The organism is Solilutibacter pythonis (assembly GCF_003697345.1).
In the GTDB taxonomy this organism is placed as follows: domain Bacteria; phylum Pseudomonadota; class Gammaproteobacteria; order Xanthomonadales; family Xanthomonadaceae; genus Solilutibacter; species Solilutibacter pythonis.
Map to the genome: position 1 here is coordinate 132246 of NZ_RFLY01000002.1, position 21242 is coordinate 153487.

Sequence of the window (21242 nt, forward strand, 5' to 3'; positions counted from 1 at the left end):
TCGGCGTTGGCGGTGAAGTGCCGGTTTCTCGGAAATAAGGCTTCCAACGCGCCCGCTCGTTCGTGGCGCGACGCGGCGCGGATGTTCGCCGATGGCCTGTCCCCGGGGGCGTGTAGGGCGTCGATACGCGCGCTATGGGATGATTGAGCGCCTTCACCAAGAGACCGCCGCCTTGTCGCATGATTCCCGACTTGCCCGCACCCGCCACGACCGCCTGATTGCCGGCGTGATGGGGGGCATTGCCCGCCGCTTCGGCTGGAACGCCACTGTGCTGCGGATCGCCTTCGTGCTGCTGTCGGTGGTTTCGGCGGCGTTCCCGGGCATCCTGGTTTATGGGGTGCTCTGGTGGCTGATGCCGCTGGATAACGATTGAATCCGTGATGCCGCCTCCCGCGTCCCGCCTGTTGTTGGGGCTTGGCATGCTGTGGACGCTGCCGAATACCTTGATCGGCCTGTTGCTTGGCGCCGCCGGCCTCGCGCGCGGCGCGCATGCGCGTTGGAGCCGGGGCGAGCGGGCGCTGGTCTTCGATCGTTGGCCCTGGGGGCCGGGCGGGGCGATGACACTGGGTAATGTCATTCTCAACACCAACGATGGCCTCGATGCCGAATGCCTGAGTTATGCCCACCGCGCCGGTGAATGCGAGGAGCCGCGAATGCGCCTGGGCGACCACGAGCGTGCCCACGTCTATCAGTACATGCTGCTGGGCCCGTTGTTCCTGCCGCTGTATTTCCTGCTTGGTGGGGTCGGCGTGCGGAACCCGCTGGAACGCGCCGCCGACCGCTATGCCCTGACCGGGCGTGGCTGGTGGCCATGGAAGGGGTGTTGAGGCGCCAGCGAGATGGCCATTTCCGCGCGATGGCCGACTTGCCAGCTATGCGGAACCGGGCAGCCGCCATTGGCGCGTGCCCGTATCGTTTCCAGCCATCGGAGCATGACGGTACTGTCTTGCGCCCGCTCGAACCGCTATACTTGCCGCCCGCGCCGAAGTGGCGGAATCGGTAGACGCAGCGGATTCAAAATCCGCCGCCCTTAAAAGCGTGTGGGTTCGAGTCCCACCTTCGGCACCAGGTAGACAAAAGGTTAGGCTTCGCGGCCTAGCCTTTTTTGTTTTGGGGCCCGGATTTTAGTGTGGGGCAGGTCAAGGGCTTGCTGCCCCAGTTCGGCTACGTTCTGGGCGGCGGCCATCATCTCTGCCGTTGCAATCGGAGATGTCAATCCGGCAGCCATGAAAAATCCCGTTATTGGAGGAGGGCAAGGTGCGGCGCGGCCGGTTGGCGCACCGTGATGCCCGCCACTCAGGCCGCCGCGTCCAGCGACAATTGTTTCTCCATGTGCCGGTACCAGCCTTCGCCGCGGGGGCTTTCGGCGAATACCCCGCAGCGGGTCATCGGCTCGGCGTAGATGTGCAGGGAGACGGCCATTTCGCGGTCGCTGGCGTTCTTGATGGCGTGGTACTCGTGTGGTGGGATCAGGCTGCCGGCGCTGCCGGTGCCGGCGATCAGGGTGCCGACTTCGATGAAGCGGAAATCGCTGCCGTCGCGTTCGGTCAGGTCGTACTGGGTGATTTCCAGTTGCCCGGCCCAGACGCCCTCGACGCACCACATGCCGTGGTGGTCGTGGATCGGCGTGCCCTGTCCCGAGCCCCAGGTCATGGCGATGACGGCATAGCCATGCTCCTGGCTGCGGTACAACTCGCGGCGGGCGTAGTGGCCGGGCACGGCCTGCCGCACGCAGGTGGGTAATCGCACGGTGCCTTCGCGCATCAACAGGCAAAGCTTGTGGCGAAGTTGGCGGACGATGGCGGTGCATTCGCCCCGGGAGACGGCCTCGTCGATGGCGGCGATCAGATGGTCGCGTCCGGGGAAGTCGCGTAGCGAGGCGTTTTCGGCGTTCATGGTCGAAGTGTAGGGCGTGTGCCATTGAGCTGCCAGCGGCCATGGAGGGCCGCGTTCGAATCCGTGAAAAGTGATGGATTCATGCGCCGGGCCGGGCTTGATGGGGATGGCAACGCCAAGTGGCGCTGTTCAGACCTTCCCTATAGACGGTTGAGGAAATTGCGGATTGCCGGGCCGAAGCGGGCGAAGTCCACCAAAAAGGCATCGTGGCCTTCGTGCGAGGACATCGCCAGCATGCGCGCGTTGACGCCACCCTGGCGCAGGCCGTCGGCGATTTCCTTCTGTTGCTCCAGCGGGAACAGCAGGTCGGTTTCGACGCCGATCACCAGCGCCTGTTCCAGTTTGAGCATGGCCAGCACGCCGAGGGCGTCAACGTGATGATCGCCGCAGCGCCGGGTCGCGCCTTCGCCGATGTCGAACCAGTCCATGGCCCGGCCCAGATAGAGATAGCAGTTGGGGTCGAATCGACGGACGAAGCGGCGCGCATGGTGCTCCAAATAGCCTTCGACTTCGAATTCGGCGGCGAACGGCGTGTCCTCGTCGCGGGCATCGGTTTCCAGCCGGATGCGGCCGAAGCGGCCCTTCCATTCCAGCGCGGAGCGATAGGTGATGACGCCCAGCTTGCGGGCGATGCGCATACCGGACTCGGGATAGCGGGCGTCGTCGTAGTCGCCGCCATTCCAGTTCGGGTCGAGGCGGATGGCCTCGCGTTGCAGCGAGCGGATGGCGATGGCGAAGGGCAGCGCGCGCGCCGCGCCGGAGATGTCCAGCAGGTTGAGCGCGAGGCCGGGGTGGCGCGCCACCATCGCCAGCGCGGTCATCCCGCCCATCGAGTTGCCGATCACGCAGGCGAGCTGCTCGATGCCGAGCGCACGCACCACGTGGGCGGCGGCATCGGCGCAATCCTCGATTGAGAGTGCGGGGAAATCCAGCCGGTAGGGACGGCCGTTGGTCGGGTTGGTCGAGGCGGGGCCGGTCGAGCCTTTGCAACTGCCCAGCGTATTGACGCAGATGACGAACCAGCGCCGGGTGTCGATGTATTTGCCCGGGCCGATCATCCGTTCCCACCAGCCGGGCGCCGGATTGCCGGCATGGCTGGCGGCGTGGGCATCGGGCGAGAGACCGGTATGGATGAGGAGGGCGTTGTCGCCGCCGGGGGCGAGTTCGCCCCAGGTTTCGTAGGCCATGCGCGCGCCGTGCAATGCGCCGCCGCGTTTCATCGGAAACGGCGAGGGCAGCGCGATGAAGCGGCTACCGGGCGGGGCGGGATCGGTCATGGTCGGGTGCGGTGGTGCATTGCGGCAATGTGCCACAACCGGAGGCTTGACGTGGCCGGCTCAATTCCCGCCGAGGGTGAGCTTGACCGGTTGGCGGGATGGCAGCTTGACCTTTGCCGCGGCCGATTCGATGTCGCCGTCCTGGCGGTTGGCCTGGCCGCTCATCGAGAGCCGCGCCAGCACCTCGACTTCCTTCAGGGCGGATAGTTTGAGTGTCGGCATCGGGCTGTCGGCATCGGTCAGGACGATCGATGCCGGCAGTGCATCCGCTTCCAGTTTTTGTACCGCGACCGGCATCGGCGGGCCGCCGGCGGCGCGGGCGATCACGAAGATGCGCGCGCTGGGCTGGAGTTTGGCGTCGCGGATGAAGGTGGAATCGAAAGCGACTTCCACCCGTAAACCGGCCGTTTCCGCGGCCTGGGTCGGCATGGTCATCGGCGCGAGTCCGGCTTCGGTGCGCGCCTGGTTGATCTGCGCCAGGAGGATTTCGCCAGTCTTCGCGTTGATTCTGGAGAGCAGCGGCATCCAGGTCTCGGCGGCTTTCGCGGCCTGGCCGGCCTGGTGTTGGGCGATGCCGAGGAACAGGCGCGCGGATGCGTGGTCAGGGGCGTTTTTCAACGCGGTTTCGAGCATGACCATGGCTTCGGCATCGAAGGCGCGGTCGTCGCGCGCCATCGAGCGTGCCTTGGCGGCTTCGGTCAGGATGTCCGCATCCTCCGGCATGAGCCTGGCGGCGCGGGTAAAGGCGTCGGCTGCCAGCCGCATGCGTTTTTCAGTGGCGTAGACGTAGCCCAGCCGACGCCAGACCTCGGCGTTGTCCGGCTGCATCTTCGCCAGGGTTTCCAACTGCGCGCGGTTTTCGGCCAGGGTGGTCGGCGGTTTCAGCATGGCCGGGTCGAGCGCGGCCGGGGTGCCGAAATGCCAGTACAGCGCGCCGCTTGCGAGGATCACCGCCAGTGCGGTGGCGCCGGCCAGGGGGCGCTGGCGCCGGGCCAGCGGGCGCAGCACGGCGAACAGCGTGAGCAGCAGCAACAAGCCGGCGGCGGCGAGAAAGGCGCTCATCATTCACCACTCCTGCTTGTCGTCGGTTGGCACCGATTGCTTGCGGCCTTGCCGGCGCACCAGCAGGAAGACCAGCGCGCCGCCGATCAGCACCAGCGCCACCGGGCCGAACCACAGCAGCAGGGTGTGCGATTCCAGCCGAGGCTTGTACAGAACGAACTCGCCGTAGCGGGCCACCATGAAGTCGCGGATCTCGGCATCGGTCTTGCCCTGGCGCATCAGCACCAGTACTTCGTTGCGCAGGTCGCGGGCGATCTCGGCGTTGGAATCGGCCAGCGACTGGTTCTGGCACATCACGCAGCGCAGTTCGTGGGTGAGTTGACGGAAGCGCGTTTCCTCGAAACCGTCACGGAACTCGGGCGGGGCGACGTCGCCCTTGACCTGGGCGGGCGCGGCCAGCGGCAGCAGCAGACAGAGGCAGGCGAGGGCGATGAGTCGACGTATCACGGGCGTTGTTCCGCTTTCGTCAGCGCAGGCAGCAGTTCGTCGCGGATCAGTGCCGGGGTCAGCACGCCGACGTGTTTCCAGACGATCATGCCCCGTCCGTCGACCAGGAATGTCTCCGGCGCGCCATAGATGCCGAAGTCGAGCGCCGTTCGGCCCTCGATGTCTTGCAGCACCATGTAATACGGGTTGCCGAGCTGTTCCAGCCAGCGCTTGGCGTCTTCCGGCTCGTCCTTCCAGTTGTAGCCGATGACGCGCACGCGCTTGGTCTCGGCGAAGGCCGAGAGGGCGGCGTGTTCCTCGCGGCAAGCCACGCACCAACTGCCCCAGACGTTCATCACGAACGGGGCGCCGCGCAGCTCGCCAAGGGTGACGGTGCGTTGCGGGTCGAACAATTCGGGCAGGGCGAATTCGGGTGCCGGTTTGCCGATCAGCGGCGAGGGCAGGGCGTCGCGGTCGGGGCGGCGGCTCATCCACACGCCGGCGGCGAGCAGGGCGGCCAGCGCCAGGAACACCGCCAGGGGCAACCAGCGTTTGCCGTTCATGTCGGTTTCTCCTCTTGGTATCGACGGAAGCGGCGGTCGGCGGCGGTGATGAACCCGCCCAACGCCACCAGGATCACCGCCAGCCAGATGAAGCCCATCATCGGCTTGCTGTGCACGCGTATCGCCCAGGCGCCATCACCCAGTGATTCGCCCAGCGCCACGTAGCGGTCGCGGAACAGGCCGGATTGCACGGCGGCTTCGGTCATCACCTGGCCGCCGCTGGCGTAGGCGCGCTTTTCGGGGTGGAGGATCGCCAGCCTGCGGCTGTCGCGGTTGATGCTGATATCGCCGACGTCGGCCGTGTAGTTCGGGCCAGTGGCCTGGCGCACGCCTTCGAAGCGGTATTCATCGCCATGCAGGACGATGCTCTGGCCCGGCTTCAGCGCCAGTTCGCGCTGCTCGTCAAGCGCGGCGTTGAGAAGCGCGCCGACCACGAACAGGCCAACGCCCAGATGCGCCAGCGCCATGCCCCACATTTCGCGGGTCATCCGTCCGCTTTTCTTCAGGCGTTCGTACACGAAGCGCAGGGTGCCGAGGGCGATCCAGGCCGCCGCGGCCACGCCGATCGCGCTCTTGGCCGCGCTTTGCGGCGCCAGCCACCAGGCGGCGGCGCCGGCGACGAACGCCAGCAGCGCCCAGGGGGCCAGTATCGCCAGCACGGTGCGCGGCTCCTCGCGCTGCCAGCGCGTCAGCGGCCCGAATGGCAACAGCAGGGCGATCGGCGTCATCAGAATGACGAACATCAGCGAGAAATACGGCGGGCCGACCGAAATCTTGCCGAGGTCGAGGGCGTCGGCCAACATCGGATACAGGGTGCCCAGCAGCACCATCGCGCAGGTCACCGAGAGCAGCAGGTTGTTGACCAGCAGCAGGGTCTCGCGCGAGAACGGCGCGAACGGCCGGGCCTCCGGCGTGGCGCCGGGCGCGCGCAGGGCGTAGAGCAGCAGGGAGCCGCCGACCACCACGCCGAGGTAGCCGAGGATGAACGTGCCGCGCTCGGGGTCGGCGGCGAAGGCGTGGACGCTGGTGATCGCCCCCGAACGCACCAGGAAGGTGCCGAGCAACGACAACGAGAAGGCGGCGATCGCCATCAGCAGCGTCCAACTGGCGAAGCTGCCGCGCTTCTCGGTCGCTGCCTGGGAATGGATCAGCGCCGCGCCGACCAGCCACGGCATGAAGCTGGCGTTCTCGACCGGATCCCAGAACCACCAGCCGCCCCAGCCCAACTCGTAGTAAGCCCACCAACTGCCGAGGCCGATGCCGAGCGTCAGGAAGCCGAACGCCGCGTTGGTCCACGGCCGCGTCCAGCGCTGCCAGCGCACGTCGACCTTGCCGTCGAGCAGGGCGGCGATGGCGAAGGCGAAGGGTACCGAAAAGCCCACATAGCCGAGATAAAGCATCGGCGGGTGGATGATCATGCCCGGGTCTTGCAGCAACGGGTTGAGATCGCGGCCCTGGGGCGCGGCCGGCAACAGGCGCTCGAACGGATCGCTGGTGAACAGCAGCAGGGCGATGAAACCGATCGCGACCACGCCCATCACGCCCATCACCCGCGCCACCACCGGCAGCGGCAGATGGCGAGAGAAGAGCGCCACCGCGGACGTCCACAGTGACAGCACCAGCACCCAGAGCAGCAGCGAGCCTTCGTGCGCGCCCCAGACGGCGGTGTAGCGGTACAGCAGCGGCAGCAGCGAATTGCTGTTCTCGGCGACGTAGCGCAGCGAGAAGTCCTGGGTGACGAAGCCGTGGGTCAGGATGACGAAGGAAAACAGCACCAGACCCAACTGGGCATGGGCCGCCGGCCGCGCCACGGCCATCCAGTCGCCGCGTCCGGTATGGGCGCCGGCCAGCGGGATCACCGATTGCAGCACCGCCACCAGCAGCGCCAGGCAGAGTGCGTAATGCCCGAGTTCGCCCAGCATCAGTTGGCGGCCGCCGGCTGGGCGTCGTCCACGCTGTGTTTCTTGTGCGCCTGGCCCATCTTGTCGGCGACTTCTTTCGGCATGTAGGTTTCGTCGTGCTTGGCCAGCAGTTGTTCGGCCACGAACACGCCGTTTTCCATCCGCCCGGTGGCGACCACCGCCTGCTTTTCGCGGAACAGGTCGGGCAGGATGCCGTTGTAGACCACCGGCAGGCGGGCATCGCCGTCATCCACTTCGAAACGCACTTCCATCGAGCCTGGCGCGCGTTTGAACGAGTGCTCCGCGACCATCCCGCCGAGGCGGAAGCGGGCCTTGTCGCCGGCCTCGCCGCGCAGCACTTCGGCCGGGGTGTAGAGATAGGCCACGTTGCGTTGCAGCGCCAGCGCGCCCAGGGCGACGGCGATGGCCGCGGCGGCCAGGATCAGCAGCACGGCGATCAGCCGGCGCTTGCGGGTCGGGTTCATGCGGTTTTTTCTCCCTGCCCGGCGCGGGCGGCGCGGCGTCGGGCCAGTTGCCGCGCGGCTTGCAGGGCGCGGGCGATTTGCAGCTTCGGCGCCAGCCAGTCCCAGGCCATGACGACGGCGAAGATGACGTAAGCGGCGGTGACGTATTCGCGGTAGCTCATGCGCCGGCTCCGGCGTTGCGCTGTACCCAATCCTTGCCGGCCTCGCGGCGCAGGTTGTCGGCGCGCGCGCGCGCCAGCAGCGAACCGATGAACCAGACGTGGGTACCCAGCACCATCAGCCACAGCGGCCCCTGCATCGACGGGTCCATCGAGGATTCGCCAAACATGCGGATGGTTTGGCCCTGGTGTAGCGAGTTCCACCACACCACCGAATAGCGGATCACCGGCAGCAGCACCACGCCGACGACCGCCAGCAGGCCGGCGGCGCGCGCGGCGGCGCGCCGGTCCTCGATGGCGTGATAGAGGCCGATCACGCCGAGGTAGAGGAACAGCAGGATCAGTTCGGTGGTCAGGCGCGGGTCCCAGTCCCACCAGGCGCCCCACATCGGCTTGCCCCAGATCATCCCCGTGACCAGCGTGACCAGGGTGAAGGCGGCGCCGGGCGCGGCGCAGGCCATGGCGAGGATCTCGCACAGCTTGATCCGCCAGATCAGGGCGATGGCGGCGTAGATCGCCATGCCGGCGAACACGCCGATGCTCATCCAGGCGGCGGGTACGTGGATGTAGAGGATGCGGAAACTGTCGCCCTGCTGGTAGTCACCGGGGATGTCGAAGCGGCCGCCCAGCGGCGCCAGCCAGTTGAGCGCCCAGGCGACGCCGAGGGCCATCAACAAACCGCCGATGCCATAGGCCCATGGCGCCCAGCGCGCGGCGAAGCGGTCGAAGTAAGGGGGCGAACCGAGTTGATGGAACCAGCGGACGACAGGATTCATTGCGGATTTCGGGCGGGCCGGCACGGGGCGGCGGCGGGAGTGCGGCGGGCGCGTGATGCGGGGGGAAGAATAACAGTCCGGAACCCGGGGCGGGGCCGCCTCGGCTGGCGGCCGATGGAGAAACGCCCGCGCGGGGCGGGCGTTCCTGTTTTCGAAAAAGTGTCCCGGAGCGTGCGGCGGGATTACTTCTTGAGCTGCGCGACCTGGTAATCGACCGCCGCCTTGATCTGCTCGTCGGTCAGGGAGGGGTTGCCGCCCTTGGCCGGCATCATGCCCGTCTTGCCAGTGAAACCTTCGATGCTGTGCTTGTAGAGCGTATCGACGCCTTGGGCGACACGCGGCTCCCAGACGGCCGCATCCCCGGTCTTGGGGGCGCCGGCGATGCCGTCCTTGTGGCAGGCGAAGCAAATCTGATCGTAGACGGCCTTGCCATCCACAGGGGCGGCGGCAGCGGTTTCGGGGGCGGCGGCGGTTTCGGGAGCCGGCGATGGTGCGGGCTGAGCCTCGGCGGGCGTTTCGGCCGCGGGGGCTTCGGTGGTGGCCGGGGCGGGGGCCGGAGTCGGGGTCTCGGTTGGGGCATCGACCGGCTTGTTGCAAGCGGCCATCGCCAGCAGGACGGAAGTGGCGAACAGGGTGGAACGCAGTTTCATAGGGATCTCCGTTGTGTGTGTGGCGTGCGGCTAGGCACAACAACGTCATTTGCGCATGACGGCGGCCATTGTCGTTCACCGGAGGTCGGGAAAGAGTTGACTTCGCTCAAGCCGGGTGGATTTCGGGTTTCGGGTTATTCGCCGGTCAGGGCGATGCGAAGCGCGGCGGCGGCGGTCAGTGGCGCCAGTACCGTCGCGGCGGCCAGTCCTGCGCCCATCATCAGCAGTGCGCCGGAGGCATCCAGCCCCTGTCCGGCGGCGACCACCGCGCCGGCGCCGAACACCAGTACCGGCACGTACAGCGGCAGGGCCAATAGCGCCAAGAGGATGCCGGCGCGGCGCATGCCCACGGTCAGCGCCGCCACCACAGCGCCGATCAGGCTGAGCAGCGGGGTGCCCAGCGCGAGCGTGGCCATCAGCAGCGGCAGTTGCGGGCGTGGCAGGTGGAGCAGCTCCGCCAGCAGCGGCACGGCGATCAGTACCGGCAGCGCGGTGGTCAGCCAGTGGCCCAGTACCCGCACCGCGACCAGCCACGACAGCGGCACCGGCGCCAGCAACCATTGGTCGAGCGAGCCATCCTCGGCATCGCCGCGAAACAGCGTGTCCAGCGCCAGCAGGCCGGAGAGCAGTACCGCCAGCCACAGCGCCGCAGGGGCGACCTTGACCAGCATCGCCTTGTCGTCGCCCAGGCCGAGCGCGAACAGCACCACCACCATCAGGGCGAACAGGGCCGGTTGCAGGGCGTCCCCACGGCGACGCCAGAGCAGGCGCAGGTCGCGTTGCAGCAGGGCGCGCGCGGCGGCGATCATGCCGTGGCCTCCCAGTGCGCGCGCGTCATCACCAGCTCGCGGGTGCGCACCGGCGGGGCGGCATAGGCGCCGTGGGTGGTGACGAGCGTCGCGCCGCCATCGCGGAGATGGTCGACGATCAGCCGGTTGACCAGCTCGATGCCATCCAGGTCGAGGTTGGCGTACGGCTCGTCGAGCAGCCACAGCGGCGCCGGCGACAGCCACATCCGAGCCAGGGAGAGCCGCTTCTTCTGCCCGGCCGAGAGCGTTCGCGCCGGGCTGTCCTCGTAGCCCGCCAGGCCGACCCGCGCCATCGCCTGATCGAATCCGCGCTCGCCGCGGCGGCCGTGCAGGGCGCAGAGGAATTCGAGGTTTTCCAGCGCGGAGAGATCGGCCTTGAAAGCGGGCAGGTGGCCGAGGTAGGCGATGGCCCGCGCGCGCGATTCGCGGTCGGCGGCGTGGCCGGCGATGTCCAGCGTGCCGGTGTCGGCGCGCAGCAGCCCGGCGAGGATGCGCAGCAGGGTGGTCTTGCCGACGCCGTTGTCGCCACGCACCAGCAGCGCCTCACCGGCCTCCACCACGAAATCCAGCGGCCCGAACAACGGTTCCTCATTACGGGAGAACGACAGGCCGCGCACGGCGAAGAGGGGCGAGGAAGGCGTGGGCGGCACGGTGGGCGGGCGCGGAAAGGGGCTTCATCTTAACTTGCGCCGCGTACACTCGGATTTCCTCACCCCGGCAGCACCCGATGCAGAGCAAGCTTCCCAAGGTCGGCACTAACATCTTCACCGTCATGTCGCAACTGGCCGTCGAGCACAAGGCGGTCAACCTGGGCCAGGGCTTTCCCGATTTTCCGCCGCCCGCGCGTTTGATCGACGCGCTGGAGCGCGCTATGCGCGCCGGCGACAACCAGTACGCGATGATGACCGGCACCCCGCGCCTCAGGCGGGCGATCGCCGACAAGACCGAGCGCATGTACGGCGTGTGTCCCGACGCGGATGGCGAGATCACCGTCACCAGCGGCGGCTCTGAGGCGATCTTCGATGCGGTGCAGGCGGTGGTGTCGGCGGGTGACGAGGTGATCGTGCTCGATCCCTGCTACGACATCTACGAGCCGGCGATCGAGCTGGCCGGCGGCCGCGCGGTGCACGTCGCGCTGGATGCCGAAACCTTCGCGCCCGACTGGCGGAAAGTGCGCGAGGCGGTGACGGCGCGCACCCGCCTGATCATCGTCAACAGCCCGCACAACCCGTCCGGGGCGATGCTCGGCGAGGCCGACATGCGAGAGCTGGCCGACATCGTGGTCGGGCACGGGTTGTGGCTGATCTCCGACGAAGTCTACGAGCACATCGTGTTCGACGGCGCCCGCCACGAATCGGCGTTGCGCCACCCGGCGCTGCGCGAGCGTGCTTTCGTCATTTCCAGTTTCGGCAAGACCTACCACTGCACCGGCTGGAAGGTCGGCTACGTGGTGGCGCCGCCACCGCTCACCGCCGAACTGCGCAAGGTGCACCAGTACAACACCTTCTGCACCTTCCATCCGGCGCAGACCGCGTTTGCCGAGATGATCGAGGCCGAACCCGGGCATTACGAGACGCTGGGCGCGTTCTACCAGGAAAAGCGCGACCGCTTCCGCCGACAGCTCGAAGGCACCAGGTTCCGCCCGCTGTCGGTGCCGGGCGGGTATTTCCAATTGGTCGATTATTCCGGACTCAGCGACATGAGCGATCTCGAATTCAGCCGCTGGCTGACCATCGAGCACGGCGTCACCGGCGTGCCGCTGTCGCCGTTCTACGCCGAGCCGCCGGCCGGGCAGCGCCTGCTGCGGCTGTGCTTCGCCAAGAGCGACGACACCCTCGATGCGGCCATCGAGCGGCTCGCGCGGCTCTAGACGCGGATGCCAGGGCGGACGCGATGACGGAACATTCGGCCCGCCTCGAGGTCAGAACGACCATGAAACCTCTGAACCTCGTCGCCATCGCCGCCGCGTTCGCCGTCGCCTCGCTGCTGGCCCTGTTCGCCCTGCGCCCGCCGCAGGCCGCCCCCTTGCTTCCCTCGGGAGAAAAACACATGACAGCGGATACGCAAACCATTGTCTTCGGAATGGGTTGTTTCTGGGGAGCCGAGAAGCGGATGGCCGCGATACCGGGTGTCCTGGATGTCGAATCCGGCTACGCCAACGGTGATGCGCCCGGGGCCGGCTACAACGACGTGCTGGCGCTGGAGCGTGAGATCAAGCGCGGCCGTTCCACCGCGCGCAACCATGCCGAGGTGGTGAAGGTTAGCTTCGACCCGAAGAAGGTGGAACTGGCGACCATCCTCGCCGCGTTTTGGGAAAACCACGACCCGACCCAGGCCGACGGGCAGGGCAACGACATCGGCAGCAATTATCGCAGCGCCATCTACACCACCACGCCGGAACAGCTCGCCCTGGCGAAACAGACCCGGGACATCTACCAAGCCGCGCTGACCCGCGAGGGGTTCGGCCCGATCGTCACCGAGATCGAGCCGCTCAAGGCTTATATCCGGGCCGAGGAATACCATCAGGACTACCTGGTGAAGAACCCGAAGGGTTACTGCGGGCTGGGCGGCACCGGGGTGAAGTACGCGATCGAAGGCGAATCCGGCGGCGCGCACAAGCCGCTCGATCCCACCACGCTCGATGCCAAGCGGCAACTGGTGGTGTTCGAGGCGGAAAACTGCCCGTATTGCGAGAAGTTCAAGGCCGACGTACTCGACCATTGGCGGGCCGAGGTGCCGGTGGCGCGTTCGCTCTCGTCGCAACCGCCAGTGGGCTGGCGGCTGGAGAAGGCGTTGTTCGCCACCCCGACCATCGTGCTGTTCGAAAACGGCCGTGAAGTTGCCCGCTACACCGGCTACGACGGCGACCGGGCGTGGTTCTGGAAATGGTTGGGCTTCCACCTGCTGACGCCCGAACAGCAGCGCATCGCCTTCGAGCAAGGCACCGAGCGGCCCGGCAGCGGTTCGCATCTGGACGAGAAGCGGGCCGGTACCTACGTCGACCCGATCACCGGCGCGCCACTGTTCCGCTCCGATGCCAAGTTCGATAGCGATAGCGGCTGGCCCAGCTTCTTCAACCCGGTCGAGGGTGCGCTGGAAATGCGCACGGACAACAGCCTCGGTATGCGCCGGGTGGAGGTGCTCAGCAAGAGTTCGGGCATCCATCTCGGCCACGTTTTCGACGATGGGCCGCCGCCCACCGGCAAGCGCTACTGCATCAACGGCAACGTGTTGAAGTTCGTTCCGGACGCGCCCTGACTATTTCCCGGCGTGATCGGCTTGGCGGGGCGCGACTCGATGGTCCGCGCCCCCTGGGTTTCGGCCTGGCCGCCGGGCTTGACTCGTCAACCGGTATGGCAGGCATTCGCACAGTAAAAACAGCCATTGATGCGAGAATTCGGCCAGCGGCGCTTCGCCTCCGCGACCGCGCCCTGGCAGTCAGCGTGATATCCAAGATCAATCTGATTCGAAGCGGCGGGCATGTAGGTACAACCGATCGTTACGTTGTGTACCTCATGGTCTCCGTTCGTCTGTGGGTTGGCGTTGAGGATGAACTTCGGCATATTCGTGGTTTCCGTGAAAAGAGGGTCTGCCTTTGATGGCGGGCCAATTTTGATGACGGGCCGTCTCATGGACCGAGACACGGGCGTCCGTTTCTCCGCTGACGATCGATATCCGAGGATTTTTGATGAACGATCTGCGTATTTCCCTCGTTCAAGGCGACACCCGCTGGCACGACCCTGCCGGCAATCGCGCCTGCTACGGCGAATCGATCTCGCACCTGAAAGGCTTGACCGATCTGGTGATCCTGCCGGAAACCTTCACCAGCGGCTTTTCCAACGAAGCCATCGAGAGCGCCGAGGGCATGGACGGCCCGACCGTCGCCTGGCTGCGCGCGCAGGCGGCGCTGCTCGATGCCGCGGTCTGCGGCAGCGTTCAGCTGAAGGTGGCGGGCGCGGTGTTCAACCGCCTGCTGTTCGTCACCCCCGACGGCGCGGTCGCGCACTACGACAAGCGCCACTTGTTCACCTTCGCCAACGAGCACGAACGTTATGCCGCCGGCCGCGCGCGGTTGAGCGTCGAATGGCGCGGTTGGCGCATCTGCCCGCTGGTGTGCTACGACTTGCGATTCCCGGCGTTCTCGCGCAACCGCTTCGATGTCGAACGCCCCGGCGCACCGGACTACGACCTGCTGATCTATGTCGCCAACTGGCCGGCGGCGCGCGCATATCCATGGAAGACACTGCTGGCGGCGCGGGCGATCGAGAATGTCTGCTACGTCGCTGGCGTCAATCGCGTCGGCCGCGACGGCAATGGGCTGGAGTACGCCGGCGACAGCAGGGTGGTGGATTTTCTCGGCCACTCGGTCAGCGAGGACGGCCCGCGCCCGCTGGTGAGCACCACCACCCTGCAATGGGACGAACTGCAAGCGTTTCGTGAGCGTTTCCCGGCACTGCGCGATGGCGATGTCTTCACGCTGGCCTGAAGCTCTGGTGAGGTTGATGAAGGGGCCGCCTTGCGGCCGGGAGGGCGAAGACTCGACAGGCGTTTCCCCCAAATCCGGCCGGGCTTCAGGATCGCCCCTTCCTGAACTTGTCCGGACGCGTGCCCGATGATTTGGCTCGGCAAGCCTTCCCCGATGCTTGCCCGGCTTCGTTCGCGGGGAGCGGAGAGGTCGTCGTCATGCGTAAGACGGGGCGCCACTTGCGTGGGCATGATCGTCGGCTACGTAAGCGGCTTCTCTTCATCCGCGATCCCGCCTGCTGTGCCTAGCTGCCTGTTGCACAACGGCAGATGACGTCGGCGTTTGATCCCGAGCCGCCCGGTGTCCGTGATCAAGGGCCGGCTGGCTTGACCTGAATTCCATCGCCACCTATCATGCGCGCCTCCGCCCGAATAGCTCAGCCGGTTAGAGCACTTGACTGTTAATCAGGGGGTCGTTGGTTCGAGTCCAACTTCGGGCGCCATATGCATCATGTACTTAGGCCGCGCATCGTCGCGGCTTTCGTCTTTTGTGGGTTGCTGAAAACACGAAAGCAACATGGAAGCGTCACCCTCGCTGCTTAGATCCCTTCCGTGTCTTCGGTGGCGTCGCATGCCCACGCTGCGCCAAGTATTCGCCCAGCAGCTCTGAGGCGTCACACCCAGAGCCTCAGCGAACTCCACTAGCTCAACGGCGTCGATGCGCCGCTCCCCGCGCTCGCACTTGGAGACGAAGGTCTGCGTGTTGCCAAGGCGCTCGGCCAGCTCGATCTGCGTCACGCCCACCCGCTCGCGGGCCGCCTTCGGGACGGCCAGCAGGAATTGGTAATCGTGGTTATGAGTCGATTGGGCCATCGAGCGGTGGCCGGCGGGTCACCGCTCGCTAGAGTCCGTATTGGATTAGTCAAAAATGGACTTTTTAGTCACATTGGCTCGGCGAGGGGGCATGAAGCGGATAGGGGTTCTTTGGGTCGTTCCGGTGGCCTTGGCCTGGATCGGGTCGAGGCTGATGCCGCGCAGTGAGCTTGTGGTTGCCAAGGCGCCCGCAGTAGTGGCCGAGGTGCCGGAGAAGCAGGCACAAGAAACCGAGGCACCGAAGCCAGAGCTGGATCGCCCAATGACGGCAGCGGAGAAGAAGGCGCAGCAGGAGAAGTGGTTCGGCGCAGAGACGATCGTGGCGGCCGAGCGCGCGGTGAGGGGTGAGCTGAAGGACCCTGACGCCGCGCAGTTCCGGAATGTGCGCGCCAACTACACGGAGGAGTTCGGCGTGGCGGCCTGCGGCCGGGTCAACGCTGAGAATGACTTCGATGGATACACGGGCTTCCGGCGCTTCGTCTCCAGCGGCAAGCGCGTGATCCTTGAGGGGGCGGGACAACATCACCGACGTATAGGCGGGTACCTGTCTTTGATGCGATTGCCATGAAACGATAAGGGCGCCGCGAAGATTTGGCCCGCTGCCGGCTTTTTCGGACACCAGGTTAAGCTAGCCTGGCTTTCTCCTCGAACTCGACGGGGCTCATATAGCCCAGTGTCGAGTGCCGTCGCCGGGGATTGTAGAGGTGCTCGATGTAATCGAACCATCGGCCCTTGCCTCATCCCCCGTCCTGTAGACCTTGCGGGTTGTCCGTTTGGTTTTCAGTGACGAGAAGAATCTCTCCATCGCAGTATTGTCCCGGACGTTGCCCGACCGGCTCATCGAGCAGGTGATGCCGTGGTCGGCCATCAGCCACCGAAACTGCTCGCTCGTATATTGGCCGCCCTGGTCGCCGTGGTGCAGCGCCCGTCGGGTCGAACTCCGCGCCAGATCGCCATGACGCGCGCGCCGGTGACGCGCTGAGCCGTCAGCTCCGCCTTCATCGTCCAGCCGATGACGCGTCTGGAGAACAGGTCGACGATAGCCGCAACGTAGCGCCATCCTTCGGCGATCCAGATATAGGCGAAGTCGGCCGCCCACTTTTGGTTCGGGGTCGATGTCTCGAAAGCGTGGTCGAGCAGGTCGTCCGACACCGTGGATCGCTCGTCTGCATCCTTCAGCAGCTCACGATGCCGCGGCCGGGCATGCAGTCCGTTCTGGCGCATGAGTCTCTCGATACGATGCAGGCCGCAGGAGAAACCCTCGGCCAGCACATCGTGCCAGGCACGGCGAGCACCATCATGGGTTCGGTCGTTGTTCTTGGAGTTGCGATCGATCGTCGTCACCAGTATCTCGTCGTGCCGGGAGCGGGTGCTGGGGACGCGGTTGAGCCGGACATGGAAGCCCGAGCGGAAGACATCCAGCGCGTCGCACAGCCATGCCGCCGACCGGATGTTCCGGTGCTTCGCGATGAAAGTGAACCTCATATCGCCTCCCTCGCGAAGAAGGCTGCGACTTTTTTAGGATGCCGCGCTCCGTCTTCAGCTTCACCACTTCCTTGCGCAGCCGGTCAATTTCCCACGCTGCCGCTTCGGCTTCATCTACCCATGGTCGGGAAATGCATGCCGCGGATTCCTCGTCAGATCGCGCCCCATTCCACAGCACATTCTCATGGAGGTCGAGGTCGCTTGTTGCTTGCGCTACCGCAACACCTCGATCTTTCGCCAGTCTTACCGCTTCAAGCTTGAACTCGTAGCTGAATTTCCTTCTCTGCATTTCAGATATCCAGTTCCGTCAAACACCCTGTCTCGCTTTCCACGAAACCGGCAGCGGGCCACGCCTTGGAGCGACCTTCGATGTGGAACGCGCCTCGATGGTCGGCATTCTTCAGGATATGCCGCGGGTGTTCTTTTTTTAAGCGTGAACTATCCCGCATGACTGCCGAGAGCCAGCCCAGTGTCAATCAGGCGATGGCTGAAGGAAAGCGGGTGAGGGCGGTCGTCACCGCCACCGGCGAGCTATCAATTTCGAGTTCAAGACCGAATAGCTGAAATTCGTCCTATCGGACAAGCATCATGAACGCAAAACTACTTATCTATTGTTCATGATATGGTTTGGCCCTGACTTCAGGGGATAGTGATGAAACATCTATCATGCGTGGCCATCATCATGATGATGGCTGGATGCGCCAGCATCACGAAAGGAACGACTCAATCCATCAGGTTCGATACGGTACGCCCCGATGGGGTGGCGGTTGAAGGCGCGGAATGCACGGCTACCAACGGCAAGCGCGCAACCACCTTCCGCTCCGGTCTTGAGGTGCGGATTAGGCGCGACAAAAGTGATCTGAACATCGAATGCAAAAGCGCTGGCCTCCCTGACGCTGAAGGGCGGCTGGTTTCCAACCTCAATTACGCGGGCTTGGGGAACATTCTTATCGGCGGCCTGGTGGGGATGGCAGTGGATGCCGGGACTGGCGCGAACCACTCCTACCCCGCTTGGGTCAGGCTGGTATTCGGGGAATACCGCTCCTTTGACCGCCGCAACGACGAAACACGCAAGCCCATGCTTGGGGTATTGGTCGGGGGCGTGCAGCCTAACGTCGTTGCGCAGGCAGATCCTGGTCTGCCAGAGGTCGCAACCACCGCACCGGCGCAGGTTCCCGCTGCCGCCTCTGGCTCCAACTCGGCACCAACCACTGTGGGCACTGAAGAATCGAATCGGAAATCATCGGCAGGACAGGAAGCTCCTACCCTGGTACCTGTGCCGTCTGCTGTGCCATTTCGTAACTGGCGGAACTGGAAGCCGGACTGATCTTGGTTAAGCGCTAAAGTAGGTATATGGCGAAGCAGTGTTGAAGCATGGATGCGCCTCTACTTTTCCCCGAAGCTTTCGTGGTCTCTCATTGGGGCCGCCGCCGAAGCCCTGTTGCAGTCATCCCGCACGTTTTCTATGCCAGTGCGCCCGCTGGAAGTCCGTGAATCCGGCGGTGGCGTGGAAATCACTCGGAAGCGGATGCTGGCCGAACTCGCCGCACTGAGCGCCGGTGCCGGCATGGCCAAAGGCGCGCTGCCGGTTTGCGCTTCAGCCCGGACACGGCGTGGTGTCCTGGGGCCGTCGGGTCCTGATCCGCCCGGTATTGTTGACAACTATCTGCGCCGCCAGTCTGACGCCATCGCAGATGCTGAGGGTGAGGTTGCTGCCCTGGCTCATGCCGTTGGGTAGGTAGCGCAGGTGGGGGCGGCCGGCGTTCGTGACGATCCTCAGGTGGCCGTTGCGGGTCTGGCGTACCAGCACGATGTCATTGGCACTGTCGGGTTGGTGGTTGCGGTCAGTGTCGCGGAAGACGATCCAACCGCGCGCCCATTGGTTGTCGCCGACACAGTGTTTGCCATCGCTCGGGCAAACCACCACTGGAGCGTTGGCCGAGATCGCCGAGATGCGGGCCAGGGCGAAATCGCTGCCGAGCTCCGAAACGGTCGTGCGGATGCGGCTGGCTTTCAGCAGGGTCTGCGTGCCGGGCAAGGCGATCCCGGTCAATATCGCCAGCATGGCCAGGGTGGTCATGGCTTCGGTCAGGGTGAGGCCGTATTGCCGCTTGGTTGCGCCGTGCATGCCGGTTTCCGTGATGAGGAGGCCCAGCTTCACAAGCGGTTGCGGATTCGCCCATCAGGCGGCGGTGGGCGGGCGTGTGGGAATTTCCCCGGCCGCCCGGGTGGGCATGAGCGGTTTGTTGAGGTTCCGTTCCCGGGCCGGTCCGTATCATGGCCGCATGCGCGATCACGATTCCGATGCCGGCTTCCACCTCGTTTCCCCCTATCAGCCCGCCGGCGATCAGCCGCAGGCCATCGAGAAGCTCGTGGCCGGTTTCGAGGCCGGCCTGGCGCAGCAGACGTTGCTCGGGGTCACTGGCTCCGGCAAGACCTACACCATCGCCAACGTGATCCAGCGCGTGCAGCGGCCCACGCTGGTGATGGCGCACAACAAGACGCTGGCGGCGCAGCTCTATGGCGAGTTCAAGAGTTTCTTCCCGCACAACGCGGTCGAGTACTTCGTCAGCTATTACGACTACTACCAGCCCGAAGCCTATGTGCCGTCTTCCGATACCTACATCGAGAAGGACAGCTCGACCAACGAGCATATCGAACAGATGCGCCTGTCGGCGACCAAGGCGCTGTTGTCGCGGCGTGACGCCATCATCGTTGGCACCGTCTCGGCGATCTATGGGCTGGGCGATCCGGACGATTACCTCAAGCTGCGCCTGATCCTGGCCAGGGGCGAGCGTATCGAGCAGCGCGATCTGATCCGTCATCTCACCGAGTTGCAGTACATCCGCAACGACACCGAGCTTCGTCGCGGCACCTACCGCGTGCGTGGCGAGGTGATCGACGTGCATCCAGCGGAATCGGAGATGGAGGCGCTGCGCATCGAATTGTTCGATGGCGAGATCGAGCAACTGTCGCTGTTCGATCCGCTGACCGGCGCGATGCTGCGCAAGATCCCGCGCTATACGGTGTACCCGAAGACCCATTACGCCAGCACCCGGGAAAGCGTGCTGAGCGCCATCGACACCATCAAGCTGGAACTGTCGGAGCGCTTGGAAGCCCTGTATGCGCAGAACAAGCTGGTGGAAGCGCAGCGTTTGCAGCAACGCACGCAATTCGATCTGGAGATGATGGCCGAGGTCGGCTTCTGCAACGGTATCGAGAACTACTCGCGGCACATGACCCGGCGCGCGCCGGGCGAGCCGCCGCCGACATTGTTCGATTACCTACCGCCGGACGCGCTTCTGGTGGTCGACGAATCCCACGTCACCGTGCCGCAGATCGGCGGCATGTATCGCGGCGACCGCGCGCGGAAGGAAACGCTGGTGAATTTCGGTTTCCGCCTGCCTTCGGCGCTGGACAACCGTCCGTTACGCTTCGAGGAATGGGAGGCGCGCTCGCCGCGCACCGTCTTCGTCTCCGCCACGCCCGGCTCGTATGAATTGGAAAAATCGCAGGGCGAGGTGGTGGAACTGGTGGTGCGTCCGACGGGGCTGATCGATCCGCCGGTGGAGATTCGTCCCGTCGCCACCCAGGTGGACGACCTGCTGTCCGAGATCCACGAACGGGCGGCGATGGGCGACCGTGTATTGGTGACTACGCTTACCAAGCGCATGGCCGAGAACCTCACCGAGTATCTCTCCGAGCACGATGTCCGGGTGCGCTATCTGCATTCCGATATCGATACCGTGGAGCGCGTGGAGATCATCCGCGACCTGAGGCTCGGCAAGTTCGACGTGCTGGTGGGCATCAACCTGCTGCGCGAGGGCCTGGACATGCCGGAGGTCTCGCTGGTGGCGATCCTCGATGCCGACAAGGAGGGCTTCCTGCGCTCGGCCGGTTCGCTCATCCAGACCATCGGCCGGGCCGCCCGTAACGTGCGCGGCAAGGCGATTCTCTACGCCGACAAGATCACCCGCTCGATGCGGGTGGCGCTGGACGAAACCGCCAGACGCCGCGAGAAACAGCTCGAACACAATGCCGAGCATGGCATCGTCCCGCAATCGGTGGTGCGCGCCATCGACGACATCATGGAAGGCGCGCGCGCCGATGCCGCCGAGACCCGGGCGGGCAAGGCCAAGGGGCGTGGCGGGCAGCGTCGGGTGGCGGAGGCGCACGAGGATTACGCCGCGATGCCGCCCGGGAAGCTGGCCGAGAAGATCAAGTCGCTGGAGGACGAGATGTATCGTCACGCCCGCGACTTGGAATTCGAGGAAGCCGCCCGCGTCCGCGACGAGTTGCAGAAACTGCGCGAGGTTGCGCTGTAGCGTTTCCACCGGTTTGGTTCCGCGTCGGTTCATCGCTTTGATGCGGCCGTAACGCCGCGCCTGCAATCCTGTCGTCTGATTCCCACACCACG

23 protein-coding genes, 2 tRNA genes and 1 pseudogene are annotated in these 21242 nt (G+C 65.5%); 10 read left to right on the top strand and 16 right to left on the bottom strand.

What is annotated here, in order from left to right; all coding sequences use genetic code 11:
- The first annotated feature begins 139 nt into the window (after positions 1-139).
- The 3 genes from EBB59_RS02050 to EBB59_RS02060 all read left to right on the top strand — a co-directional run bounded on the left by EBB59_RS02050 (position 140) and on the right by EBB59_RS02060 (position 1068).
- The gene (locus EBB59_RS02050) at positions 140-373 is read left to right on the top strand and encodes a PspC domain-containing protein (protein ID WP_122100480.1); all 234 of its coding nucleotides are present in this window, start codon (positions 140-142) and stop codon (positions 371-373) included.
- Positions 374-380: 7 nt separating this feature from the next.
- Positions 381-827 (top strand): hypothetical protein, encoded by a 447-nt coding sequence (locus tag EBB59_RS02055; protein WP_122100481.1) that lies wholly within the window; start codon positions 381-383, stop codon positions 825-827.
- A 154-nt stretch (positions 828-981) separates the two neighbouring features.
- Positions 982-1068, top strand: a tRNA-Leu gene (locus tag EBB59_RS02060).
- Between the two features lie 228 nt (positions 1069-1296).
- Here EBB59_RS02060 and EBB59_RS02065 read toward each other — a convergent pair.
- The 12 genes from EBB59_RS02065 to ccmA all read right to left on the bottom strand — a co-directional run bounded on the left by EBB59_RS02065 (position 1297) and on the right by ccmA (position 10653).
- Positions 1297-1896, bottom strand: coding sequence for a cysteine dioxygenase family protein (locus EBB59_RS02065; RefSeq protein WP_122100482.1), 600 nt, complete (start codon positions 1894-1896; stop codon positions 1297-1299).
- A 140-nt stretch (positions 1897-2036) separates the two neighbouring features.
- On the bottom strand, positions 2037-3173 hold the full coding sequence (metX, locus tag EBB59_RS02070) for a homoserine O-acetyltransferase MetX (protein WP_122100483.1): 1137 nt from the start codon (positions 3171-3173) through the stop codon (positions 2037-2039).
- 60 nt (positions 3174-3233) lie between these two features.
- Entirely contained in the window at positions 3234-4235 is a 1002-nt protein-coding gene (locus EBB59_RS02075) for a tetratricopeptide repeat protein (protein WP_245978939.1), read from the bottom strand.
- Between the two features lie 3 nt (positions 4236-4238).
- Positions 4239-4682, bottom strand: a complete 444-nt coding sequence (locus tag EBB59_RS02080; protein WP_122100485.1) for a cytochrome c-type biogenesis protein — start codon at positions 4680-4682, stop codon at positions 4239-4241.
- Positions 4679-5224, bottom strand: coding sequence for a DsbE family thiol:disulfide interchange protein (locus EBB59_RS02085; protein WP_122100486.1), 546 nt, complete (start codon positions 5222-5224; stop codon positions 4679-4681). The genes EBB59_RS02080 and EBB59_RS02085 overlap by 4 nt, the downstream gene beginning before the upstream one ends.
- Entirely contained in the window at positions 5221-7146 is a 1926-nt protein-coding gene (locus EBB59_RS02090) for a heme lyase CcmF/NrfE family subunit (RefSeq protein ID WP_122100487.1), read from the bottom strand. The genes EBB59_RS02085 and EBB59_RS02090 overlap by 4 nt, the downstream gene beginning before the upstream one ends.
- Positions 7146-7610: a cytochrome c maturation protein CcmE gene (gene ccmE / locus EBB59_RS02095; protein ID WP_122100488.1), complete on the bottom strand. Its 465-nt coding sequence runs from the start codon at positions 7608-7610 to the stop codon at positions 7146-7148. The genes EBB59_RS02090 and ccmE overlap by 1 nt, the downstream gene beginning before the upstream one ends.
- Entirely contained in the window at positions 7607-7771 is a 165-nt protein-coding gene (gene ccmD, locus EBB59_RS14510; RefSeq protein WP_122100489.1) for a heme exporter protein CcmD, read from the bottom strand. Before ccmD ends, ccmE begins: the two co-directional genes overlap by 4 nt.
- Positions 7768-8544, bottom strand: a complete 777-nt coding sequence (gene ccmC, locus EBB59_RS02105) for a heme ABC transporter permease CcmC (protein ID WP_122100490.1) — start codon at positions 8542-8544, stop codon at positions 7768-7770. Before ccmC ends, ccmD begins: the two co-directional genes overlap by 4 nt.
- Before the next feature lie 182 nt (positions 8545-8726).
- Complete coding sequence (locus tag EBB59_RS02110; RefSeq protein ID WP_122100491.1) at positions 8727-9194, bottom strand: c-type cytochrome; 468 nt, start codon at positions 9192-9194, stop codon at positions 8727-8729.
- Between the two features lie 134 nt (positions 9195-9328).
- Positions 9329-10003: a heme exporter protein CcmB gene (ccmB, locus tag EBB59_RS02115; RefSeq protein ID WP_122100492.1), complete on the bottom strand. Its 675-nt coding sequence runs from the start codon at positions 10001-10003 to the stop codon at positions 9329-9331.
- Complete coding sequence (gene ccmA / locus EBB59_RS02120; RefSeq protein ID WP_122100493.1) at positions 10000-10653, bottom strand: heme ABC exporter ATP-binding protein CcmA; 654 nt, start codon at positions 10651-10653, stop codon at positions 10000-10002. The genes ccmB and ccmA overlap by 4 nt, the downstream gene beginning before the upstream one ends.
- Positions 10654-10730: 77 nt before the next feature.
- On the opposite strand from ccmA, the gene EBB59_RS02125 reads away from it, so the two are divergent.
- Both EBB59_RS02125 and msrA read left to right on the top strand, forming a co-directional pair.
- On the top strand, positions 10731-11873 hold the full coding sequence (locus EBB59_RS02125; protein ID WP_122100494.1) for a pyridoxal phosphate-dependent aminotransferase: 1143 nt from the start codon (positions 10731-10733) through the stop codon (positions 11871-11873).
- 62 nt (positions 11874-11935) lie between these two features.
- Positions 11936-13261, top strand: a complete 1326-nt coding sequence (gene msrA, locus EBB59_RS02130) for a peptide-methionine (S)-S-oxide reductase MsrA (RefSeq protein ID WP_122100569.1) — start codon at positions 11936-11938, stop codon at positions 13259-13261.
- An 86-nt stretch (positions 13262-13347) separates the two neighbouring features.
- Here the strand turns inward: msrA and EBB59_RS02135 are convergent, their stop codons facing one another.
- Entirely contained in the window at positions 13348-13566 is a 219-nt protein-coding gene (locus EBB59_RS02135) for a hypothetical protein (protein WP_122100495.1), read from the bottom strand.
- A gap of 125 nt (positions 13567-13691) precedes the next feature.
- Between EBB59_RS02135 and EBB59_RS02140 the strand changes: the two genes are divergently transcribed.
- Both EBB59_RS02140 and EBB59_RS02145 read left to right on the top strand, forming a co-directional pair.
- On the top strand, positions 13692-14489 hold the full coding sequence (locus EBB59_RS02140; protein WP_122100496.1) for an amidohydrolase: 798 nt from the start codon (positions 13692-13694) through the stop codon (positions 14487-14489).
- 404 nt (positions 14490-14893) lie between these two features.
- A tRNA-Asn gene (locus EBB59_RS02145) sits at positions 14894-14970 on the top strand.
- On the opposite strand, the gene EBB59_RS02150 is transcribed toward EBB59_RS02145, so the two are convergent.
- The gene (locus tag EBB59_RS02150) at positions 14933-15340 is read right to left on the bottom strand and encodes a helix-turn-helix domain-containing protein (protein ID WP_211327677.1); all 408 of its coding nucleotides are present in this window, start codon (positions 15338-15340) and stop codon (positions 14933-14935) included. The genes EBB59_RS02145 and EBB59_RS02150 overlap by 38 nt on opposite strands.
- Before the next feature lie 91 nt (positions 15341-15431).
- Between EBB59_RS02150 and EBB59_RS02155 the strand changes: the two genes are divergently transcribed.
- Positions 15432-15908 (top strand): hypothetical protein, encoded by a 477-nt coding sequence (locus EBB59_RS02155; RefSeq protein ID WP_122100497.1) that lies wholly within the window; start codon positions 15432-15434, stop codon positions 15906-15908.
- A gap of 55 nt (positions 15909-15963) precedes the next feature.
- Here the strand turns inward: EBB59_RS02155 and EBB59_RS02160 are convergent.
- A pseudogene (locus EBB59_RS02160) lies at positions 15964-17114 on the bottom strand (IS3 family transposase).
- A gap of 363 nt (positions 17115-17477) precedes the next feature.
- On the opposite strand from EBB59_RS02160, the gene EBB59_RS13390 reads away from it, so the two are divergent.
- Positions 17478-18152, top strand: coding sequence for a hypothetical protein (locus tag EBB59_RS13390; protein ID WP_147455482.1), 675 nt, complete (start codon positions 17478-17480; stop codon positions 18150-18152).
- 270 nt (positions 18153-18422) lie between these two features.
- On the opposite strand, the gene EBB59_RS02165 is transcribed toward EBB59_RS13390, so the two are convergent.
- Complete coding sequence (locus EBB59_RS02165) at positions 18423-18953, bottom strand: GspH/FimT family pseudopilin (RefSeq protein ID WP_122100570.1); 531 nt, start codon at positions 18951-18953, stop codon at positions 18423-18425.
- A 157-nt stretch (positions 18954-19110) separates the two neighbouring features.
- Between EBB59_RS02165 and uvrB the strand changes: the two genes are divergently transcribed.
- Complete coding sequence (gene uvrB / locus EBB59_RS02170; RefSeq protein ID WP_122100498.1) at positions 19111-21150, top strand: excinuclease ABC subunit UvrB; 2040 nt, start codon at positions 19111-19113, stop codon at positions 21148-21150.
- Positions 21151-21242 lie beyond the last annotated feature (92 nt).